Genomic DNA, 18,427 nt, shown 5'->3' with positions numbered 1-18,427 from the left:
GGACTCCAAGCAATGACCATGCATGGCTGCCTGCCGGAACGCCCTCTACGCCGCGCGCGCTGCGCGCTGTTCGGGCTATTCATCTCGGCCCTGACCTGCATGGCCCAAGCGGCGGAAACGTCGCCGGCATCAGCCTCCGCGATTGACACAGAAGCGCGCATCCTTCGCATCTATGAGACGCGTCTGTACCTCGCAGACCGGACTCGTCTTGAGCGTGTGGCTTACACGATTCTTCAGGCTGCGAGCCCTTATTGTCTGCAGAGCCGGGGCTACAGCCTCGGCGTCCCCCCCATCAGCGTCACGGATGTGCCCGAAGACCTCCGCCGCGGTTTTCTCGAAGCACTGGATAACGACGCCTCCGGCAATCCGCAGTTCCTGCAGGTGCCATCCAGTCCGTATCGATCAGCAGGCGTGCGGGACGGCGATCGCCTGATCTCCTTGAAAGACACGGCCACCGACAAGACGCTGCAGCCGTCCTGGGTTTTTACGCGGCCTCTCAACACCTTGGCCCAGAACATGCCGTTCGAGATGAGGCTAGGAACAGGAGAGCAGGTGCGCAGCCTGGAACTCAGGCCACAGCTGATCTGCAATGAAATTCCGCGCCTGGTATTTGACGACGCACTCATTGCCGCCATCACGCACAATTCATTGTCCGTGAGCACTGGCTTGCTTCGCTTCATCACGAGTGACGACGAGCTGGCCTTGCTGCTGGCGAATGAAATTGCCCATAGCATTTTCCTGCATGCTGCCTGGCCAGCGCCTCGCCCCCCTGCTGGAGGCAAAGTGGCAGCGAAGTACGATGCGGGAGAAGAGCGCTCCGCAGACTATCTCGGTACTTATATTGCCGCGCAGGCCGGATATGACGTCGAGCGTGCCACGGATATCTGGCGTCGCGTGGCCAGTAATCGGCCCAGCCGGAGCGATGGCGGACTGGCCCAGCGTCACCCCTTCACGGCGGAACGCGCCGTCTGGCAACGTGCGACGCTTGTTGAGATCCGGCTCAAGCGCTTGAACGGCCAGCCGCTCTTGCCCGACCGCAAATCGCTGCCCGCCAGCCTCAGCGCGGAACTCGTGGCGGTAGCGCCCGACGGGCCTGTCACGCCGAACCTGAACAGCACTGCCAATGGCACAGACCCTCGGCTATATCGCGTGGGGGACGTCCCTTTCATCAACAATGAAGGCCGCGCAGGCTACCAACGATTCCTGACCACGCCGCTGCGCCCACGTGCATTTGCGATCGGCGCTGGAGCCACGGCATGGTCTTACCGTGCCGGCACCAATGCCGCGTCAGACGCCTTGAAAACCTGTTCAACGCCCACGGTGCCGTGCTTCCTGTACGCCGTCGACGACACCGTGGTGTGGAATCCCGAAACGGCCGACCGTACGCCACAGCCATCGGTTGCCGATAGCGTTGATGCACGTCTGCACCGGATCAAGGACGTGCCCTTGATCAATGACGAGGGGCGCGTGGGTTACGAACGCTTTCTCAATATCACGATGCGGCCCCGCGCGTTTGCCATCAGCCCCAACGGCAGTGGTACGGCGGCATGGGCATCCAGGTCCGGCCCCAACGCTTCGGCCAATGCCCTTGCCTATTGCCTGGTGCTGTCGCGCGGACGCCCCTGCTACCTGTACGCGGTCGATGACCGTGTCGTCTGGACTTTGCAGGGGGCGCCGGAAGCTGCCTTGGCCCCACCCGCATCAGACGGTGCAGATGGCAAGGAAACCCGCAGAAAACCGATTGCCAGCGGCTTTGCCGATGTAAAGGACCTCGCGGCGGTGCCGCTGCCGCAGGAACAGCAGGCAACCTATCGCGCGTTCCTCGAAAAACCTTCGCCGCGAGCTTTCGTGATTTCGAAGGAAGGCTCTGGTCGTTACTGGCTGGGCACTGCAGCCATGGAAGACGCCCTGAGCTATTGCGAACGCCTGGGCGAAGCTTGCTGGCTCTACGCGGTCGACAACGACGTGGTGTGGCACAAGGATGTCGGCAAGCGCATCTCCAATCGAGCCCAGCTACCGAAGCAGTCCGACGAAAGCGAGTTCCTGCGGTAATCGCAACGCCAGTCACTTGAACGAGATGTCGTAGTGCAGGTCCAGTGAGTTATCGGTCCCGCCGCCGGCAATCAGCGAGAGATAGCGCGTCAGCTTGTAGGTGATCTTGACGATGCTCTCGGTCCCTTCGAGGTTCTGCTCCAGCGCGAGATAAGCCTTCGCCGACAGGTGCTTGCCGAAACTGACCACCTGCTCATTGACCGAGCCAGTCGTGGAGCCGCTTGAACCCGTGGAGTTGCTGGCCACGCGGCTCTGCACCGGACGGCTGGACGTGCCACCCTGCCCCAGGGAGATATCGTCAAAGCCGAAGGTGTTCGCGACACGCGAGGTGATGGGGGGGCCGTCGCCACTGAAGGCTGCGCTGGCTGCCGCGATCAGCAAACCAGCATCTCCTCCTTGCACGTCACTGGATCGGCCCAGCAGTATCCAGGACAGCTTCTCGCTCTCCGGCACCTCCGGATCGGACACGAGGCGTGCACGTGGCTGTCTTACCAATCCCGTCACCTCGACTCCCGCCTCGACTGCCAGCCCCTTGCGTACGGCCACGACGTTGAGCGCAGGGTTGTCCAGCGGACCCGCGAAATTGATCAGCCCGCGGTCTATCGTCAGCGTCTGTCCGTAGGCCTCGAAGACTCCGTCGCGCGCGCGCAGCGCCCCCGTGGCACGCGGCTGCTGCCCTTGGGCGAGTTGCACACGCAACTGTCCGTCGAGCCATGTGTCGATTCCCCAGGCCTTGACGATGAAATTCCTGCCAAAGTCGAAATCAACATCGACATTGAGGCGCATGCGTTGTGGTGGCTTGGGCTGCTGGCCCCTTACCTGCACGTCATTGCCGAGCGTGGGCGCTCCTGATTTCGGCACCCCGATGAAGCCAGCATCTGCACGCAACTTCGCTTTCAGGTCCATCGAGTTCCAGCCGCTGTCGATGGTGGCCGTGCCTGACACCAGCATCCACTGGTTGGCACCCTGCAGGGCCGGGACATGGTCTGCCGTCAGTTCGAACTTGCCTTGCCCGGTCTTGAGGTCGATGCCGCCACTACCGCTGAGGCGCCCCGACTCGTCTTTTCCGGCGTCGGCGCCCGGCAGATGCAGTACGCGCAGGCGCGGGTCAGGTGCTTGCATGCTGCGCTCGGCCCGGAAATCGAGTTTGCTGAGGGTGGCACGCGCCGCATCGAAATTCAGCTCCAGGTTGCCATCGCGCAAACGCAACCCTTGGTCGGCCAGCCCCAGGGTCAGCTTGCTGCCAACGATATGCCCGCTACTCTGCGGCCTGGCTGCAGTACCCAGAATGTTGAAATCGCCGACGATACTGCCGCCTGTGCGCAGGTTCTGATCGATTGCCGGGCCGAGCCAGTCCAGTGCCGGAATATCCACGTGCCCGACCCCCGTTAGCACCGCGTCGGGGTCGAGGCTGATCTGGCTGCCCTGACGCCGCGCCAGCGCTGTGCCGGCAAAATTGATGGCGCCGATGCGTTTGCCATTGGCCAGTGCCGACAGCGCCAGTCGGTCCTCCTGCGCGGCAAGATTGAGCTCCAGCGTTTCCAGTCCAAGCGCCACCGGAGCATCGCCATGCAGAATGAAATCCCCACCTTCGCGGAACACGCGGATCAGCCCATTGGCTCGCTCGGCCAGCGTTACATCCCACTCGGCCCCAAGCTGCAGGCTCTTGCCGCGCATGACGGTGTGCTGGAACTCATCAACCGCAAACCCGATCTGCAACCCCGTCATGCGCCCCCGTGCGACGCTTCTCAATGGCGTCCACTCGGTGGTGGTGAGCTGCACGTTCCCGTTGTCGGCCTCAAGCTGCGCCTCGCCCAAAGCCACGCGCTGCGGTGCGATGCTGATCTCCGCCGGGCTCTTCAATCGCAATGCCAGTGGCCCCTGTGCCAATAGTTGCGTCAGGCGCCCTTGCCAGGCATTCGTGGCCACGGCACCTGTAGTCGCGGGGGTTGCGCGCAAGCCGCCTTCCGCCGTCACGCTCAGACTCTGATTCTTGATCAGAGCAGCATTCATGCGCACGGTGTGTTCATCGCGACGGCCGCTGATCGCCACATTGGCATTGCGCAGCAGCGGCTCCGTCTTGTCGCCCCCGGTGCGCACGCCCTTGAGATCGATGTTGCCATCCAGCGCCCCCCTGGCGCCCGACTCAAGCTGCAGTTTTGCCTGTACCGATTCAACACTGGCGGTGTCCGCCAGACCGAGGCCGCGAGCCTGGGCAGTGAGCGCAATGAATGGCTCCTGCAGCGAACCGCCCACCGAGCCCTGGGCCGTGAGCGTGCCCCGCAAGCCCGACTGCAGGCGGCCAAGCTGCGCAGCGTCGACCAGGATCTGCAAACGATCGTCGGCATGCCCCACTGCGCCGGACAGCTTGAGCTGGTTGCCCAGCAGATCCAGCGCAACATCAGCGTCATGCACCCTGCCAGGCTCGGCCACCAGATTCGCACGACCTTGCAACGGATAAGCAGCCAGCGTGCTGCTGGCGATGGCCAATGCCATGTGCGCACGCCAAGTCGGCTTCAGCGCGCCATCCAGCGAGAACTCGGCGTTGAGATTGCCTTGCGGCGCTGACGGCACAAAAGCACGCGGGTCGAATGCCAGCATGCGTCCCTTGGCGCTGAAAGCCTGCGTATCCTGCGCACCGGGCTGCACCTGCCACTGATAGCGGCCACTTGCCTCGACGCTGGCCTTGCCGGCCGTCAGCGCAGCCTGCTGCAATTCGAGTACGCCGTCGCGCTGCCCGCCCTGTGCCGTGAGACGAAAATCGCCAGAGGCAAGGTCAATGCGAAAGGCCTGCACCTGCGAAGCGTTCTTGCCCACCCCCGGTGCGCTCTTGCCGCTGAGTTTGCCGGCAATCTGCATTGGCCGCAGCCGGCTGTGCAGACGCGCCGGATCGAGCCCCTGGACGCTCAGCTCGGTTTCGATGCGGCCGATAGCATCGGTCGCAAGTGTCTGCCATTTCAGCTTGCCGGCGATGCGCCCACGCCCGGGCAGCAAGATCTGCAGCCCCTCCAGCTGCAGGGCCCCTTCGGCCCACGACAGGTTCGAGGACAGTCGCTCGACGGGCACGCCACCCGCGTCAATCGTTGCCGGCTTGCGATTGAGCACTTCAACGGGACCACTGACCTGCCATTGCAGGGGATCTGGAGCACTCGCCCCCTGCCCGCTTGCAACAGGCAGGCGCGGAGTGAGATTCGCCAGCACGTCCAGCAAGGCGTGCGGAGCCTCGGGGTGAAACAGCGCCGGGTCTACGCCTTTCAGCGCGATGTGCGCCAGCTCGACAGGCAAGGCGGCAAAAGGCCGTACGCGCACATCGGCGGTACCCGACATGCCCTGCCCCTTTGCCTGCAGTGTCAGCGCGAGCTTGTTGAGCGAGCCGGTAGCCCGCGCCTCTACGTTCACTGCGCGCTCAGCCAGCTTGCCAACAAATGCTGCCTGGGCATTCAGTTCGTAAGGCGTCTTGAGCTGGATATCACCTTTCGCCGTCACGTTCCCGGCAGGCAGCTTGAGCGCAAGGCGATGGATACGGTGCGCGTGCGCGTCACTGTCGACGCTGCCAGTGAGGTCGTGCAACAACAGGTCCGGCGGAGGCAGGGTAGCCCCCTTGGCGGCGCGCTTGCCAATCGCCAACACGCTCACATCGAACGCCGCGACATGTAGCGGGAATGGCAAGCTCAGGCTGGTTGGCATGCGCAAAGGATCGCCCGATGGCGTTTGCCGTATCTCGAGACGACCGACATGCAGATTCTCGATGCTCAGCAAGCCCCTGCGCAACGCTCTCGGGCGCCAGTCGAACGCCACGCGCTCGGCGTCGATATCCATCGCCGCAAGATGCAGCCGCAACCGCTCCGCCTTGAACTGACCGGCGACATATCCTTGCCAGCCCTCGATCTGCAGCATGCCGCCCGACCACCGCGACAGCGCGGCAATCAGGGCCTGGCTGCCAGACTCACTTCCCAAGGACCAGTAGAGTCCGCCGAGCAAGGTGCAGACAAGCACCAGCGGCACGATGGATGCCCACAGCAGGCGACGCATGAAACGTCGCCACAGGGGCTTCTTTGCCGGCAGTGGATCAGGGCCGGTCATCGCCTGCGGCTAGCGCGAGAACAGGGCAGCCAGTTGTGCGCCGGGGTCGGGCGCGCGCATGAAGGCCTCGCCGACGAGGAAGGCATGCACATCGTGCTCGCGCATGCGCTGCACATCGGCGACACCCAGAATGCCGCTCTCGGTGACGACAATGCGCCCTTCGGGGATACGCGCAAGTTGCGACAGCGTGATGTCCAGCGACACCTCGAAGGTACGCAGGTTGCGATTGTTGATGCCCAGCAGCGGCGTGTGCATCTGCAGGGCAATGTCCAGTTCGTCGGCGCTGTGCACTTCGACCAGCACGGCCATTCCAAGGTCATGTGCCAGCTGCTCCAGCTCGAGCAGATGCGACAAGGCAGCGCGAGTCGTGGCGCTGTTGACCGTGCCATCCGGTGGCAGGAAAGCCGCGACGATCAGCAGGATGCAATCCGCACCCATCGCGCGCGCCTCGAACACCTGGTACGGGTCGATGATGAAGTCCTTGCGCAGCACCGGCAGGTTGCATGCTTCACGCGCTTCTTGCAGGTACTCGGTCGCGCCCTGGAAGTACTGCTTGTCGGTCAGCACCGACAGACAGGCTGCGCCGCCACGCTCGTAGGAGATCGCAATCTCTGCGGGCTGGAAGTTCTCGCGCAACACACCCTTCGATGGGCTCGCCTTCTTCACTTCAGCAATCACAGCTGCTTGCCCGGCAGCGATCTTTGCGCGGATGGCGCCGACGAAGTCGCGCGTGGGCACGCCATCGCGTGCCTCTTCGACAATGTCTTCACGCGACAAGGCGCGCTCGGCGACTTCGATTTCCTCGCGCTTGGTCGCAAGGATTTTTTGCAGGATGTCCGACATTACAACTCCAGTTTCTCGGTACTTCTCAAACTACTTGCAAAGCAGGTTCTATTTGAACTGCGCGATCAGGCAGCGGCTTGGGTACGCGCCACGAACGCATCCAGCTTCGCGCGTGCCGCACCATTCGCAATGTTCTCGAGGGCCAGCGCAACACCCTCCTCAAGCGTATCCGTCACGCCACCGACATACAGGCTCGCACCGGCGTTGAAAGCCACGATGTCGCGTGCGGCCGTGTTGGTACCGTCGAGCGCCGCCAGCAACATGCCGCGCGACTCCTCCACGCTGCGCACCTTCAGGGCCGACGCACCATGCATCGGCAAGCCGACGTCCTCCGGGCTGATGCGGTATTCGCGCACTTCGCCATTGCGCAATTCACCCACCAGAGTCGGCGCAGAAATCGACAGTTCGTCGAGGCCATCCATGCCGTGCACGATCATCACGTTACGCGAGCCCAGGCGCTCCAGCACGCGCACCTGGATGCCGACGAGATCCGCATGGAACACGCCCATCAGCTGGTTCGCCGCGCCAGCCGGATTGGTCAGCGGGCCGAGGATATTGAACATGGTGCGCACGCCAAGTTCCTTGCGCACGGGCGCGGCATGCTTCATCGAGCTGTGATGGTTCGGCGCGAACATGAAGCCGATGCCAACCTCGTCGACGCACTGCCCGACCTGTTCCGGTGTCAGCGAGATCTTTGCGCCGAGTGCTTCGAGCACATCGGCCGAACCCGACAGCGACGACGATGCGCGGCCACCATGCTTGGCGACCTTCGCGCCTGCCGCCGCTGCGACGAACATCGAAGCCGTCGAGATATTGAAAGTGTGCGAACCATCACCGCCGGTGCCACAGGTATCCACCACGGACAGCGGATCACTCACCGGCACCTTGATCGACAACTCGCGCATCACCGTCGCAGCCGCGGCGATCTCGCCAATCGTTTCCTTCTTCACGCGCAAGCCGGTGAGGATGGCGCCGATCAGCACGGGCGACACCTCGCCCGACATGATCTGGCGCATCAAGGAAACCATTTCGTCATGAAAGATCTCGCGGTGTTCGATGGTGCGTTGAAGCGCTTCTTGCGGCGTCATGTGCTCGTCCTCAGAATCAATTTTTCGAAAATCACGGCAGTGTCGGTGGCGACCCGGCGGGCGCGGCCTCTTTACGCGAACTGTCATTGAAGCGCACGCTGCCATATGTAAGCAGCATGGCCCACATCAGGATGACCAGCATCACGGTCGCGGGCGGCGCATCCGGCAGGCGATATTCCTCCGGCAGGCTCATGAACAGCAACACCGTGATGAGTCCGCGTGGCGCGAAAAATACCAGGGCACGGGAACGCTCGCCCGCCACCCAGCGCAACAGTGGCAAGCGCGGCAGTATGCAGCACACCATGATGACCGCGGCGATACCCCAGGCCATCGGGTTGGCCAGGTTCGCGAGCTTCGTGCTGAAACCGAGTAGCACGAAGAAGAAGCTGCGCACAACAAAGGTGAATTCGGCCGTGAGGTGCTTGAAGCCTTCCAGATCGGTCGCGAAGGATGCAGCTGCCTTCATGCGTCCACGCGTCAGTCGCTCGATGAGAAAACCGTTGTTGAGAAGCAGCCCCACTAGCAGCACCATGACCAGCGGCGCCAGATGCATCATCTTGCCGACCCCGTACAGCAGCACGATGCCGAAGATCAGCGGCAATACGCGCACGTGGTGATCGATACGCGGCATCAGCCAGAACACGGCCAGGGCCATGAGCAGACCGACAACGACCGACAACGTGACCTCCCCGATCTGCGAGACGAGCAACTCGCCCACGTTGCCGTTGTAGCTCAGCAAGGCGTAGAAGATGATCACGCCGAGAATGTCCGACAAGGAGCTTTCATAAACGACAAAGACGCGCTGGTTCGGTGCCAATGCCGAGGCAGCAGGAATGGCAACGGCCGAGCTGATGATCGCGAGTGGTGCCGCGAGCAGCATGGACTGGAAGGTCGGCAGCTTGAACACGGCCATCAGGAATACGGCAATGAGCCCGCCCGTACACAGGATGCCGAGCAAGGCAACAAGCGCCGTGCGGCCCACGAGACCGATGTGTTCTCGCGTCAGGGAAATATCCAGCGCGCCTTCAAGCACGATCAGGATCAGGCCGACCGTGCCCAGCACCGGCAACAGCTCATGCGGAAGATCGAGTTTCACGCCGGTGAAATCGTCCAGCGCGCTCAGCGCAAGGCCACTGAATATCAGCAGCACCACTGCCGGCACACGCAGGCGACGCCCCACGAAATCCAGCAGATAGGCCATCAGCACGATGGCCCCCAGCGCAACCAGGATCAGGGACGGGTCCATTCAATGTTCCGATTCAGTCAAAACGAAGCATGTCACGCCAGAAACTCTGCGGCATCCACTCTACCGCCACTCTCTTGCTCGCCGCCAACAATCCGCACGATGGCGGCAGCGATGTCCCGCGCTGGCCGCAGGTGGCCGAGCAGCTTGCGCAGCACGAAGCGATCGACCTCCGGAAAGTCCTCGACCGGCGTCTTGCGTATCGTCGCCTGCATCTCCGTGTCCATTACACCGGGATCTATGTTCAGCGCCACGAAGGGCGCTTCTTCCTGCGCCTGCTCCAGCGCCACCGCGCGCACGAAGTTCTCCAGCGCGGCCTTGCCCGCGCAGTACAGCGACCAGCCCGCATAGCCCTTACGCGCAGCGCCCGACGACACGTTCACCAGGGTCTTGCGACAGGCATGCGACTGGAACTGGCGCATTGCTTCGCGCAGATACAGCAGCGCCGAGGTGATATTGGTGTTGATGTTGTCGAGTACTTGCGTGGTCCGCTTGTTGGCCACGGCACCAATGGGGTCGAGCACGCCGGCATTGTGGATGACAACGATCTCGTCCCAGGTCTCTGCCGCCAGCGGTCTCATCGCATCTTCGAACGCGCGCGCAGCGTGCTCCGGATCAGCGAAGTCGGTCGCGACCGAGTACGGCTCGGGCGCCGAGCGTGAGAACTCGACGACCTTGTAGCCAAGCGCTGCGTACGCCGCACACAGCGCCTGGCCGAGGCCTCGCGATCCGCCGCTGATGAGCGCCAGCTTCACATCAATACTTCGCGTCGAGGAAGTTCTTCAGCATGTGATGTCCGCCCTCGGTCAGGATCGACTCGGGGTGGAACTGCACGCCTTCGATGGCCAGCGTCTTGTGGCGCACGCCCATGATTTCGCCGTCGGCCGTCCATGCCGTCACTTCGAGGCAGTCCGGGCAGGATTCGCGCTCGATCGCGAGGGAGTGATAACGCGTCGCCGTGAAGGGCTGCGGCAGGCCGTGGAACACGCCAACGTTGGCGTGCTCGATCGGCGAGGTCTTGCCGTGCATGAGCTGCTTGGCTCTGATGATTTTTCCACCAAATGCTGCGCCGATGCTCTGATGCCCGAGGCATACCCCGAGGATAGGCAGCTTGCCGGCAAAGTGCTTGATTGTCGGCACGGAGATGCCGGCTTCGTTCGGCGAGCACGGGCCAGGCGAAATCACGATCTTTTCCGGCGCGAGTTTCTCGATCTCGTCCAGCGTGATCTGGTCGTTGCGCACGACCTGCATGTCGGCACCGAGTTCGCCGAAGTACTGCACGAGGTTGTAGGTGAAGCTGTCGTAGTTATCGATCATCAAGATCATGATTTAGCCCTCGAACCCTTCTTCCACCAGTTCGGCGGCACGCAACATCGCACGGGCTTTCGCTTCCGTTTCCTTCCACTCGAGTTCCGGCACCGAGTCGGCCACCACGCCGGCCGAGGCCTGCACGTAAAGCGTCTGGTCCTTGATGATGCCGGTGCGGATGGCGATGGCCACGTCCATGTCGCCGCCGTAGCTCAGGTAGCCACAGGCGCCGCCGTAGATGCCGCGCTTGACGGGCTCGAGCTCGTCGATGATTTCCATGGCGCGTACTTTCGGCGCACCGGTCAGGGTGCCGGCCGGGAAGGTCGCGCGCAGCACGTCGAGACTGCTCATGCCGTCCTTCAGCAAGCCTTCGACATTGCTGACGATGTGCATGACGTGCGAATAACGCTCGACAACGAATGCGTCGGTGACTTTCACGCTGCCAGTCTTGGCGATACGACCGATGTCGTTGCGCGCGAGGTCGATCAGCATCAAATGCTCGGCGCGCTCTTTCGGATCACCAAGCAGTTCCACTTCCGCGGCCTTGTCGGCCTCCGGCGTAGCACCGCGCGGGCGCGTGCCGGCGAGCGGGCGGATGGTGATCTTCTGACCTTCCGGCGTCGTCTCCTGACGCACCAGGATTTCCGGCGAGGCACCGACGATGTGGAAGTCGCCGAGGTTGTAGAAGTACATGTACGGCGAAGGGTTGAGCGTGCGCAGCGCGCGGTACAGGCTCAGCGGAGATTCGGTGAAACGCTTGGACAGGCGCTGGCCGATCTGCACCTGCATCATGTCGCCGCCCGCGATGTACTCCTTGGACTTGAGCACTGCGGCGATGTAGTCGTCCTTGTCGAAAGTGCGCACCACCGGGTGCGTTTCGCTGCGATGCACCTCTGGCGCAGTGACACTCTTCTTCAGCGCTTCACGCAGGCCCTGCAGGCGACGCTGCGCCTTGTCGTAAGCCTCGGGCTGTGTCGGATCGGCATAGACGATGAAGCTCAGGCGGCCCTTGAGGTTGTCGATGACGACCAGCTCTTCGGTCTGCAGCAGCAGGATGTCCGGCGTGTCGAGGCCGCCAGGCATCTGCGTGTCGGCCAGCTTCGGTTCGATATAGCGCACGGCGTCGTAGCCGAAGTAGCCGGCGAGGCCGCCACAGAAGCGTGGCAGGTTCGGATTGAGCGCGACCTTGAAGCGCTTCTGGTATTCGGCGATGAAATCGAGCGGATTGCCTTCGGCCGTTTCGACCACACGACCGTCAGTGACGATCTCTGTCTTGAAACCCGATGCACGCAGCAGGGTTTTCGAGGGCAGCCCGATGATGGAGTAACGCCCGAAGCGTTCGCCACCCTGCACGGATTCGAGCAGGTAGGTATTGGATTCGTTGGCAAGCTTGAGATAGATCGACAGCGGCGTGTCGAGATCGGCAAAGGTGTCCAGCGTCAGGGGGATACGGTTGTAGCCCTGTGCGGCAAGCGACGCAAATTCGGCCTTGGAGATGGCTTCGGTCATGATGACTCCGGGTACTGCAGTTTTCGAGATCAGATCGCACCTTCGTGACGACCTGGCGGTGTGCTTTTACTGCACACGCCACGAACTCCCGTTGCGCAGCCAGTCTTGCTTGGCGGCACAGTGCGGGCGATTCCCTTTCTCGAGGATGCAGCTCTGGGTCTTCATGTCGGCACTCTGGATCGGCTGAAAGCCAGTAAATCCGGCAAATCAGCGAACGACGATAGTAACCCGTCGCAATCGATGCTGTCCACGGCGATGCCCTCGCTGTAGCCACCACGCACCAGCCAGACGGGAATGCCGGCGCGGCGGGCCGCCAGCGCATCGTTGTCCGAGTCGCCGATCATCACTGCTTGCGCAGGCGCCACGCCCAGCTCACGGCAAGAGTGCAGCAAAGGCTCCGGCTCGGGCTTCTTCTGCGGCAAGGTATCGCCGCTGACAATGCAGGCGAAGAAGCCGGAGAGGCCCAGCTTCTGCAGGAGTGGAACAGTGAAAACGGCCGCTTTGTTGGTCACGCACGCCATCGGCACGCCTTGCGCGCGCAGCCCTTCCAGCACTTCGCGCACATGCGGATAGACCGTCGCCTGCTGGCCATTGACCGCTGCATAGTGGGTGATGAAGCGCTCCAGCGCCGCGGCGATCTCCGCTTCAGTGTGTTCGCGCCGGCCAATATTCAGCGCGCGCTCGACCAGCACACCAATGCCCTTGCCGACGAAGCGCCCGATTTCCTCATCGCTGCGCGGAGGTTCGCCAAGCTCAGCGAGCATGCGGCGTGCAGCCTCGGCGATGTCAGGGTTGGCGTCGACGAGGGTACCGTCGAGGTCAAAGAGGATCGCGCGATGATTCTCAAGCTTACGCATCATTCGGTTTCTATCGTCCCAAACGCCATGCGAGCAAGCCCAGAGCCACTCCGGCAATGCACAGAACCACCGTCATCACGTAATACTTCTCGACGCAGTCGCGACATACGTCACTGGAGCCACCAACTGACTGAGTAAGAGTAGAGAGCGGCAGCACAGTGGCCAGCAGGAAAAACGGCATCGCAATCAACCAACGGAGATGGCGCGGCAGATTGGCACGCAGCGGAGCATCTCTCCGACATCCGCAATCGCCGCACCTAAAATCAGCCACGTCGGCGCTCAGAGGCTCGCCAGTTGTGCCCGCATCGCGCGGATCACGCTGTCATAGCGATTCGGGTCTTCGGCCTTGGCAGCGCCGAAAACCGCGGAGCCCGCGACGAAAGTATCCGCGCCTGCGGCGGCAATTTCCGCGATGTTGTCGACCTTCACGCCACCATCGATCTCCAGCAGGATGCGGCGACCGCTCTCCTTCTCGTAGGCGTCCAGCCTGGCGCGTGCCTGACGCAGCTTCGGCATCGTCGAAGGAATGAAGCTCTGGCCGCCAAAGCCGGGGTTGACCGACATCAGCATGATGATGTCGATGCGGTCCATGACGTGATCCAGCCAGTCCAGCGGCGTCGCGGGGTTGAACACCAGACCGGCCTGGCAGCCGTTGTCACGGATCAACTGCAGCGTGCGATCCACGTGTCTCGAGGCTTCCGGGTGGAAGGTAATGACGTTGGCACCGGCCTTGGCAAACATCGGCACCAGCGTGTCGACGGGCTCGACCATGAGGTGCACATCGATCGTGGCCGCCGTGACCGGGCGAATTGCCTGGCAGACAAGGGGGCCGACGGTGAGATTCGGCACGTAATGGTTGTCCATCACGTCGAAATGCAGCCAGTCGGCGCCCGAAGCAATGACATTGGTGACCTCTTCACCGAGACGGGCGAAGTCGGCGGAAAGCAGGCTGGGGGCGATGCGGTATTGGGGGGCGGACATGAGACCTGGCCTTGGTTGATTCTGAAGGCGCAATTATCCGCGTAGTCGGCTCCGGGCTTGTCACTTTTTGCAAATGACCGGCGTATGTGACCGAACTGTGACATGTTGCCGGGCCCCGAACTGCGGCTTGCGTTTCAATAGACGCCGTATCCCCGGCACACATGACAATGGACAACAACAAGTACCTCATTCACGTCGAAACCTCGGCGGAATTCATTGCGGACCAATCCTCGCCGGACGAAGGCCGCTTCGTATTCGCCTACCAGATCCGTATCGAGAACAAGGGCAAGGTGCCCGCCAAGCTGATCAGCCGCCACTGGCTGATTACCGATGCGGAAGGTCGCGTGCAGGAAGTACGCGGCGTCGGCGTGATCGGCGAACAGCCGACAATCGCCCCCGGTGAATCCTTCGAGTACACCAGCGGGTGCTCGATCGCCACGCCAGTCGGCACCATGCGTGGGGAATACCAGATGACGGCGGAGGACGGCACGGACTTCGATGCCGACATTCCCGAGTTCCTGCTCCCCGGACCACGCGTACTGCACTGAGAATGATCGGCCCGCGTCGCGGGGCCGTGACCGCCCTTGCTATTCGGTTGCGCTCACGCGCGCCAGCTTGTTGCTGACGAACTGGGCCAGCTCGGGCCCGAGAGGGGTGGCTCGGGCCTGCAAGTAAGCCGCACGCGCTTCGCCAGGCTTGCCGTCACCCTCCAGCGACAGACCCAACCCCACCCACCACGCGCTAGCCGTCGGGGCAAGCTTCACGGCCGCGCGGTATTCGGCAACGGATTGCGGATACCGGCCCAATCGCTGCAGCGCTACACCGCACAGCCCGCGATACTCCGCATCCTGTGCCAGCACTTCACTCGCTGGCGCCAGCGCCTCGTAGGCAGCGCCCCACTCGCCGCGTGCGGCGAGCAAACGCGCATAAGGCAGAAGCAGGCTGGCCTGCGTCGGCGCCAGACTCACACCATCCCTGAGTAACGCGCGCGCTTCATCGGAACGCTGTTGCCTCTGCAGCAAGGCGAACAGCGCCTGACGCGCGGCAAGCATTCCTTTGTCATTCGCCAGCACAGACCGCAAGCTGGCCTCCGCCTCCACCACGGCACCGCGCTGCAATAGCTCGGCCGCGTGCTGGACTTCCATCTGATTGCGCTCGGCCGGCGTCTGCGTGCTTTGCTCGACGCGGATCGAGCCACTCTCCACCACTTGCGGCAGGGCCGGCGACACACGCGCTGCAGGCCGCAGTTCCGTGCGTGCAGGCGAGCGTTGCGGCTCGGGCGTTGCTAGCGGCATCGAAGACGAAACCTGCGCAGACGCCGCCGAAGGCACCTCCACGACAGCACGACGCACGGGCTTGCTCGCCTTGGACGGAGTCGTGGCATCACCCACATCGGCCATGCTGGTCGCCAGCACGAGCATGGCCTCCCTCGCGCCGGTAGCGGGCTCTTCCGCACGCGCCGCGTGCTCCGGCGTAGTCGCTGCCGGAACGGCCTGCTGCGACACGGGCGCTTCGCTCACCTCCGCAGCCGCGACCGCAGTGACTACAGCAAGCGGCGCCTGAACTGCGCCTGGCGGCCGCAGGTCGGCGCGCGCGCTGGCTTCGGCACGCGGCCAGAAATACAAAGCCACCACCGCCACGACCGCGGCAGCCAGCACGGGCGCTACCAGCAGCAGGCGATGGCGTGCAGGCTCTTGCTGATGTGCGGGCACGGCGATTTCATCAAGCAGGCCGGGATCACGTGCGGCGCCAGCACGACGCTCATCGAGATTGCGCAGCATGGTGTTGATGACACTCATCAACGCCCCCAACCCAGGCTGGATGTCCACACGCCCGGCTGCTTGAGCCACAGCGGCATGTAGCCCGGTTGGCGTGCAGCAGTCGTATCGGCGGCCGCGGCGCGCACGTGACGTGGCGACACCAGGGTGCCGCCCTCACCAAAGACAATCATCAGGGACTTGTGACAGAGGATATTCACGAGGCGCGGCACACCGCGCGACGCCTGATGCAGACGGTCGATGGCGGCCGCACTGAACAGATCGCTGCCGACATGACCGGCCACGGCAAGCCGATGCGCGACATAGCGATCGAGTTCGCGCAGGTTCATGCCCGACATCTCGTATTCGAAGGTAATGCGTTGCTGCAGCTGCCGCAGCGAATGCTCGCCAAGCTGTCGATCCAGCTCGGGCTGACCGAACATCACGAGTTGCAGAAGTTTGGAGCGGCTGGTCTCGAGATTCGACAACAGGCGCACGGCCTCGAGCGTATCGCGCGGCATGGCTTGCGCCTCGTCCAGACACAGCACCACCGAGCAGCCGCGCGCCGCCACCTGCACGAGCGTCTTGTTGATATTGCCCAGCAGCGTGTGTTCGTCGAGACCGCTGGTTTCAAACATGCCCAGCTCTTCGGCAAAGGCTTGCAGCAGCGAACGCGGCGCCATGGCCGGATTCGGAATATAGGCGGTAACGATGCCCCGGCGCTGCAGAATGTCGAGAAAGCGACGGCACAGGATGGTCTTGCCGGTACCCACTTCGCCCGTGATCTTCACGAAGCCCTCGCCGCTTTGCACCGAGACCAGCAAGGTGTTGAGCGCTTCCTGATGCGCACGGCTGGCAAATGCGAAGGCCACCCCCGGCGTGATCGCAAAGGGCATTTCGCGCAGGCGGAAGTGTTCGAGATACATGGCGCCTCCTGATCAGCTGCGGCTACCAGCGCGGGCCGAGCGGCTCCTGGCGGATGCCGGACAAACGCTCGGTCGTATCACGCATGTCCTGGCTCCAGTCCTTGTCACCGCGAATGATGGTGGCCTTGAGCAGCACCACCAGCTCGCGCTTCTGGATCGCACGATTCCCCTGCGAGAAGAACTCGCCCACGATCGGCACGTCACCCACGCCAGGCACCTTGGCGCTGTCATTCGTTTGCGACTGCTCCATCAGCCCGCCGATGGCCACGATATTGCCTTCGCGCACACGCACGATGCTGTCCGTCTCGTTGGTACGGCTGGAGGCCAGAGGCAGATTGAAGACGCCGGCCGTGCCGAGATTGATCTGCTTCTTCTTCTCGGTGACGTTACTGATCGAAGGCCGAATGTGGATGATGACGTTGTCGTCCATGTCGATCTGCGGCATGACATCGAGCGAGATGCCGGAGAAGAAGGGTTGCAGCGTGATCGATGGCGACACGGTGTTGCCACTGCCCGAGCTGGTCGTCGTCGTGGAGATATTGGTCACGAAGAAATCATCGGTACCGACCTTCAGCACGGCTTTCTGGTTGTTCAGTGTCGCAATGCGCGGGCTGGACATCACGTGGATGCTGCCCTGCGTTTCCAGGTAGGACAGGATGGCCGCGAAGTTGCTCGTCGCAAAGTTGAGCCCCAGTGCACCAGCGAGGGGCGAATTCGGGATAACGCTGCCAATGGTGTTGACGATGGGTGCCGTGACGAGATCGACCAGCGAGGTATCAGGCAGGATGCCCGCGCCACCGCCTATCGTGCCCGGGGGCGAATTCGGTCCGGCAATGATACGGCTGGGGTCAGTGCCGACACTGAAGGGGGCCCGACCCCGACTCAGCACGGCCCAGTTGATGCCGTTCTGGTAAGCATCGTTGAGTACCACTTCAACGATCTTTGCCTCCAGCATCACCTCGCGCTCGATGCTCAGCTGCGACATGCGCAGGTAGCTCTCGACCGCACGCAACTCCGCCGGCATGGCCTTGATGACCACCACGCCCGACTGCGGCGAGGTGACCACCTGACGGCCTTCACCGTCCCCCACGAGGAGCTTCAGCGCCGTCGTCAACTCCTGCCAGAAATCCGCCTTGGTATGGGTTTGCACCGCGGCCCCCACCACACCCGAAGTACTCGAATTGGATCCAGTGGTCGTTGATGCACTGCTGCTCGAACCCGACCCGCCGGAAGTAATGGAGCCGGAGATCACGCGCGTATCGCTGATACCGATACGGTTGCCGGCGAGGTAGTTGATCTGGAACAGGCGCGTCTGCAAGGTCAGCGGCTGGATGGTGACGCGGTCGCCGGTGATCTTGTAGTCATAGCCGTAGACCTCGCGGATCGAGTCCAGCGCCTCGGCCAGGGTGACGTCTTTCAGATTGATCGTCAGCTTGCCGACCACGTCCGGGTGCACCACGATGCTATAGCGGGAGTCCGCAGCGAGCGCGGCGAACACCTGGCTTGCAGGCGCATTGTTCACGGAAAGATTGAAGCGCTTCTCGCGCGGTTTGGCAGGAGCCTCCTGCGCCGGCGGCATGATCAGCGCGTCATTGACGGCAGGTGGTATCGCACTGCGCTGAGCCAGCGCACGGCGCATCTCCTGCTCGATGAGTTGCTGCGTGGAGTTCTGTTTCGGCACGGCGGTCTGGCAGGCCGTCAGCAGCATCGCCAGCGTCACGACGCAGGCAACGCCGCGCATCCATGACAGAATCATCGACGGGGGTCCGGATCGGCCTTC

At 63.0% G+C, this 18,427-nt stretch carries 14 protein-coding genes; 2 read left to right on the top strand and 12 right to left on the bottom strand.

Annotated elements, in window-relative coordinates:
- Nucleotides 1–12: 12 nt before the first annotated feature.
- The gene (locus VVD49_RS10205) at nucleotides 13–2,052 is read left to right on the top strand and encodes a M48 family metalloprotease (protein ID WP_327599074.1); all 2,040 of its coding nucleotides are present in this window, start codon (nucleotides 13–15) and stop codon (nucleotides 2,050–2,052) included.
- Between the two features lie 12 nt (nucleotides 2,053–2,064).
- Here VVD49_RS10205 and VVD49_RS10200 read toward each other — a convergent pair whose 3' ends face one another.
- The 9 genes from VVD49_RS10200 to rpe all read right to left on the bottom strand — a co-directional run bounded on the left by VVD49_RS10200 (nucleotide 2,065) and on the right by rpe (nucleotide 13,964).
- Nucleotides 2,065–6,135, bottom strand: coding sequence for a translocation/assembly module TamB domain-containing protein (locus tag VVD49_RS10200; protein ID WP_327599073.1), 4,071 nt, complete (start codon nucleotides 6,133–6,135; stop codon nucleotides 2,065–2,067).
- A 9-nt stretch (nucleotides 6,136–6,144) separates the two neighbouring features.
- The gene (trpC, locus tag VVD49_RS10195; RefSeq protein ID WP_327599072.1) at nucleotides 6,145–6,978 is read right to left on the bottom strand and encodes an indole-3-glycerol phosphate synthase TrpC; all 834 of its coding nucleotides are present in this window, start codon (nucleotides 6,976–6,978) and stop codon (nucleotides 6,145–6,147) included.
- 65 nt (nucleotides 6,979–7,043) lie between these two features.
- Nucleotides 7,044–8,066 carry an anthranilate phosphoribosyltransferase gene (gene trpD, locus VVD49_RS10190; protein ID WP_327599071.1) on the bottom strand — a complete coding sequence of 341 codons (1,023 nt, stop codon included), beginning with the start codon at nucleotides 8,064–8,066 and terminating at the stop codon, nucleotides 7,044–7,046.
- Nucleotides 8,067–8,097: 31 nt separating this feature from the next.
- Nucleotides 8,098–9,312 (bottom strand): cation:proton antiporter domain-containing protein, encoded by a 1,215-nt coding sequence (locus VVD49_RS10185; protein ID WP_327599070.1) that lies wholly within the window; start codon nucleotides 9,310–9,312, stop codon nucleotides 8,098–8,100.
- Between the two features lie 32 nt (nucleotides 9,313–9,344).
- Nucleotides 9,345–10,064 carry an SDR family NAD(P)-dependent oxidoreductase gene (locus tag VVD49_RS10180; RefSeq protein ID WP_327599069.1) on the bottom strand — a complete coding sequence of 240 codons (720 nt, stop codon included), beginning with the start codon at nucleotides 10,062–10,064 and terminating at the stop codon, nucleotides 9,345–9,347.
- A gap of 1 nt (nucleotide 10,065) precedes the next feature.
- Complete coding sequence (locus VVD49_RS10175) at nucleotides 10,066–10,635, bottom strand: anthranilate synthase component II (RefSeq protein WP_327599068.1); 570 nt, start codon at nucleotides 10,633–10,635, stop codon at nucleotides 10,066–10,068.
- 3 nt (nucleotides 10,636–10,638) lie between these two features.
- Nucleotides 10,639–12,114 carry an anthranilate synthase component I gene (gene trpE, locus VVD49_RS10170; RefSeq protein ID WP_327599962.1) on the bottom strand — a complete coding sequence of 492 codons (1,476 nt, stop codon included), beginning with the start codon at nucleotides 12,112–12,114 and terminating at the stop codon, nucleotides 10,639–10,641.
- A 173-nt stretch (nucleotides 12,115–12,287) separates the two neighbouring features.
- Nucleotides 12,288–12,986 carry a phosphoglycolate phosphatase gene (locus tag VVD49_RS10165; RefSeq protein ID WP_327599067.1) on the bottom strand — a complete coding sequence of 233 codons (699 nt, stop codon included), beginning with the start codon at nucleotides 12,984–12,986 and terminating at the stop codon, nucleotides 12,288–12,290.
- 276 nt (nucleotides 12,987–13,262) lie between these two features.
- Complete coding sequence (rpe, locus tag VVD49_RS10160) at nucleotides 13,263–13,964, bottom strand: ribulose-phosphate 3-epimerase (protein ID WP_327599066.1); 702 nt, start codon at nucleotides 13,962–13,964, stop codon at nucleotides 13,263–13,265.
- Nucleotides 13,965–14,131: 167 nt separating this feature from the next.
- Here rpe and apaG point away from each other — a divergent pair, with 167 nt between their 5' ends.
- Entirely contained in the window at nucleotides 14,132–14,512 is a 381-nt protein-coding gene (gene apaG / locus VVD49_RS10155; RefSeq protein WP_327599961.1) for a Co2+/Mg2+ efflux protein ApaG, read from the top strand.
- 39 nt (nucleotides 14,513–14,551) lie between these two features.
- Here apaG and VVD49_RS10150 read toward each other — a convergent pair whose 3' ends face one another.
- From VVD49_RS10150 to VVD49_RS10140, 3 genes are read right to left on the bottom strand one after another with little or no spacing between them, the layout of a single operon-like run.
- Nucleotides 14,552–15,793, bottom strand: coding sequence for a tetratricopeptide repeat protein (locus VVD49_RS10150; protein WP_327599065.1), 1,242 nt, complete (start codon nucleotides 15,791–15,793; stop codon nucleotides 14,552–14,554).
- Complete coding sequence (locus VVD49_RS10145) at nucleotides 15,763–16,647, bottom strand: ExeA family protein (protein WP_327599064.1); 885 nt, start codon at nucleotides 16,645–16,647, stop codon at nucleotides 15,763–15,765. The genes VVD49_RS10150 and VVD49_RS10145 overlap by 31 nt, the downstream gene beginning before the upstream one ends.
- A 22-nt stretch (nucleotides 16,648–16,669) precedes the next feature.
- A complete protein-coding gene (locus VVD49_RS10140) occupies nucleotides 16,670–18,403 on the bottom strand; it encodes a secretin N-terminal domain-containing protein (protein ID WP_327599063.1) in 1,734 nt (577 codons plus the stop codon).
- Nucleotides 18,404–18,427: the final 24 nt, after the last annotated feature.

Source organism: Uliginosibacterium silvisoli (assembly GCF_036017035.1).
Taxonomy (GTDB): domain Bacteria; phylum Pseudomonadota; class Gammaproteobacteria; order Burkholderiales; family Rhodocyclaceae; genus Viridibacterium; species Viridibacterium silvisoli.
The sequence above is the reverse complement of the archived record's forward strand: the minus strand, read 5'-3'. Positions and strand labels throughout refer to the sequence as shown.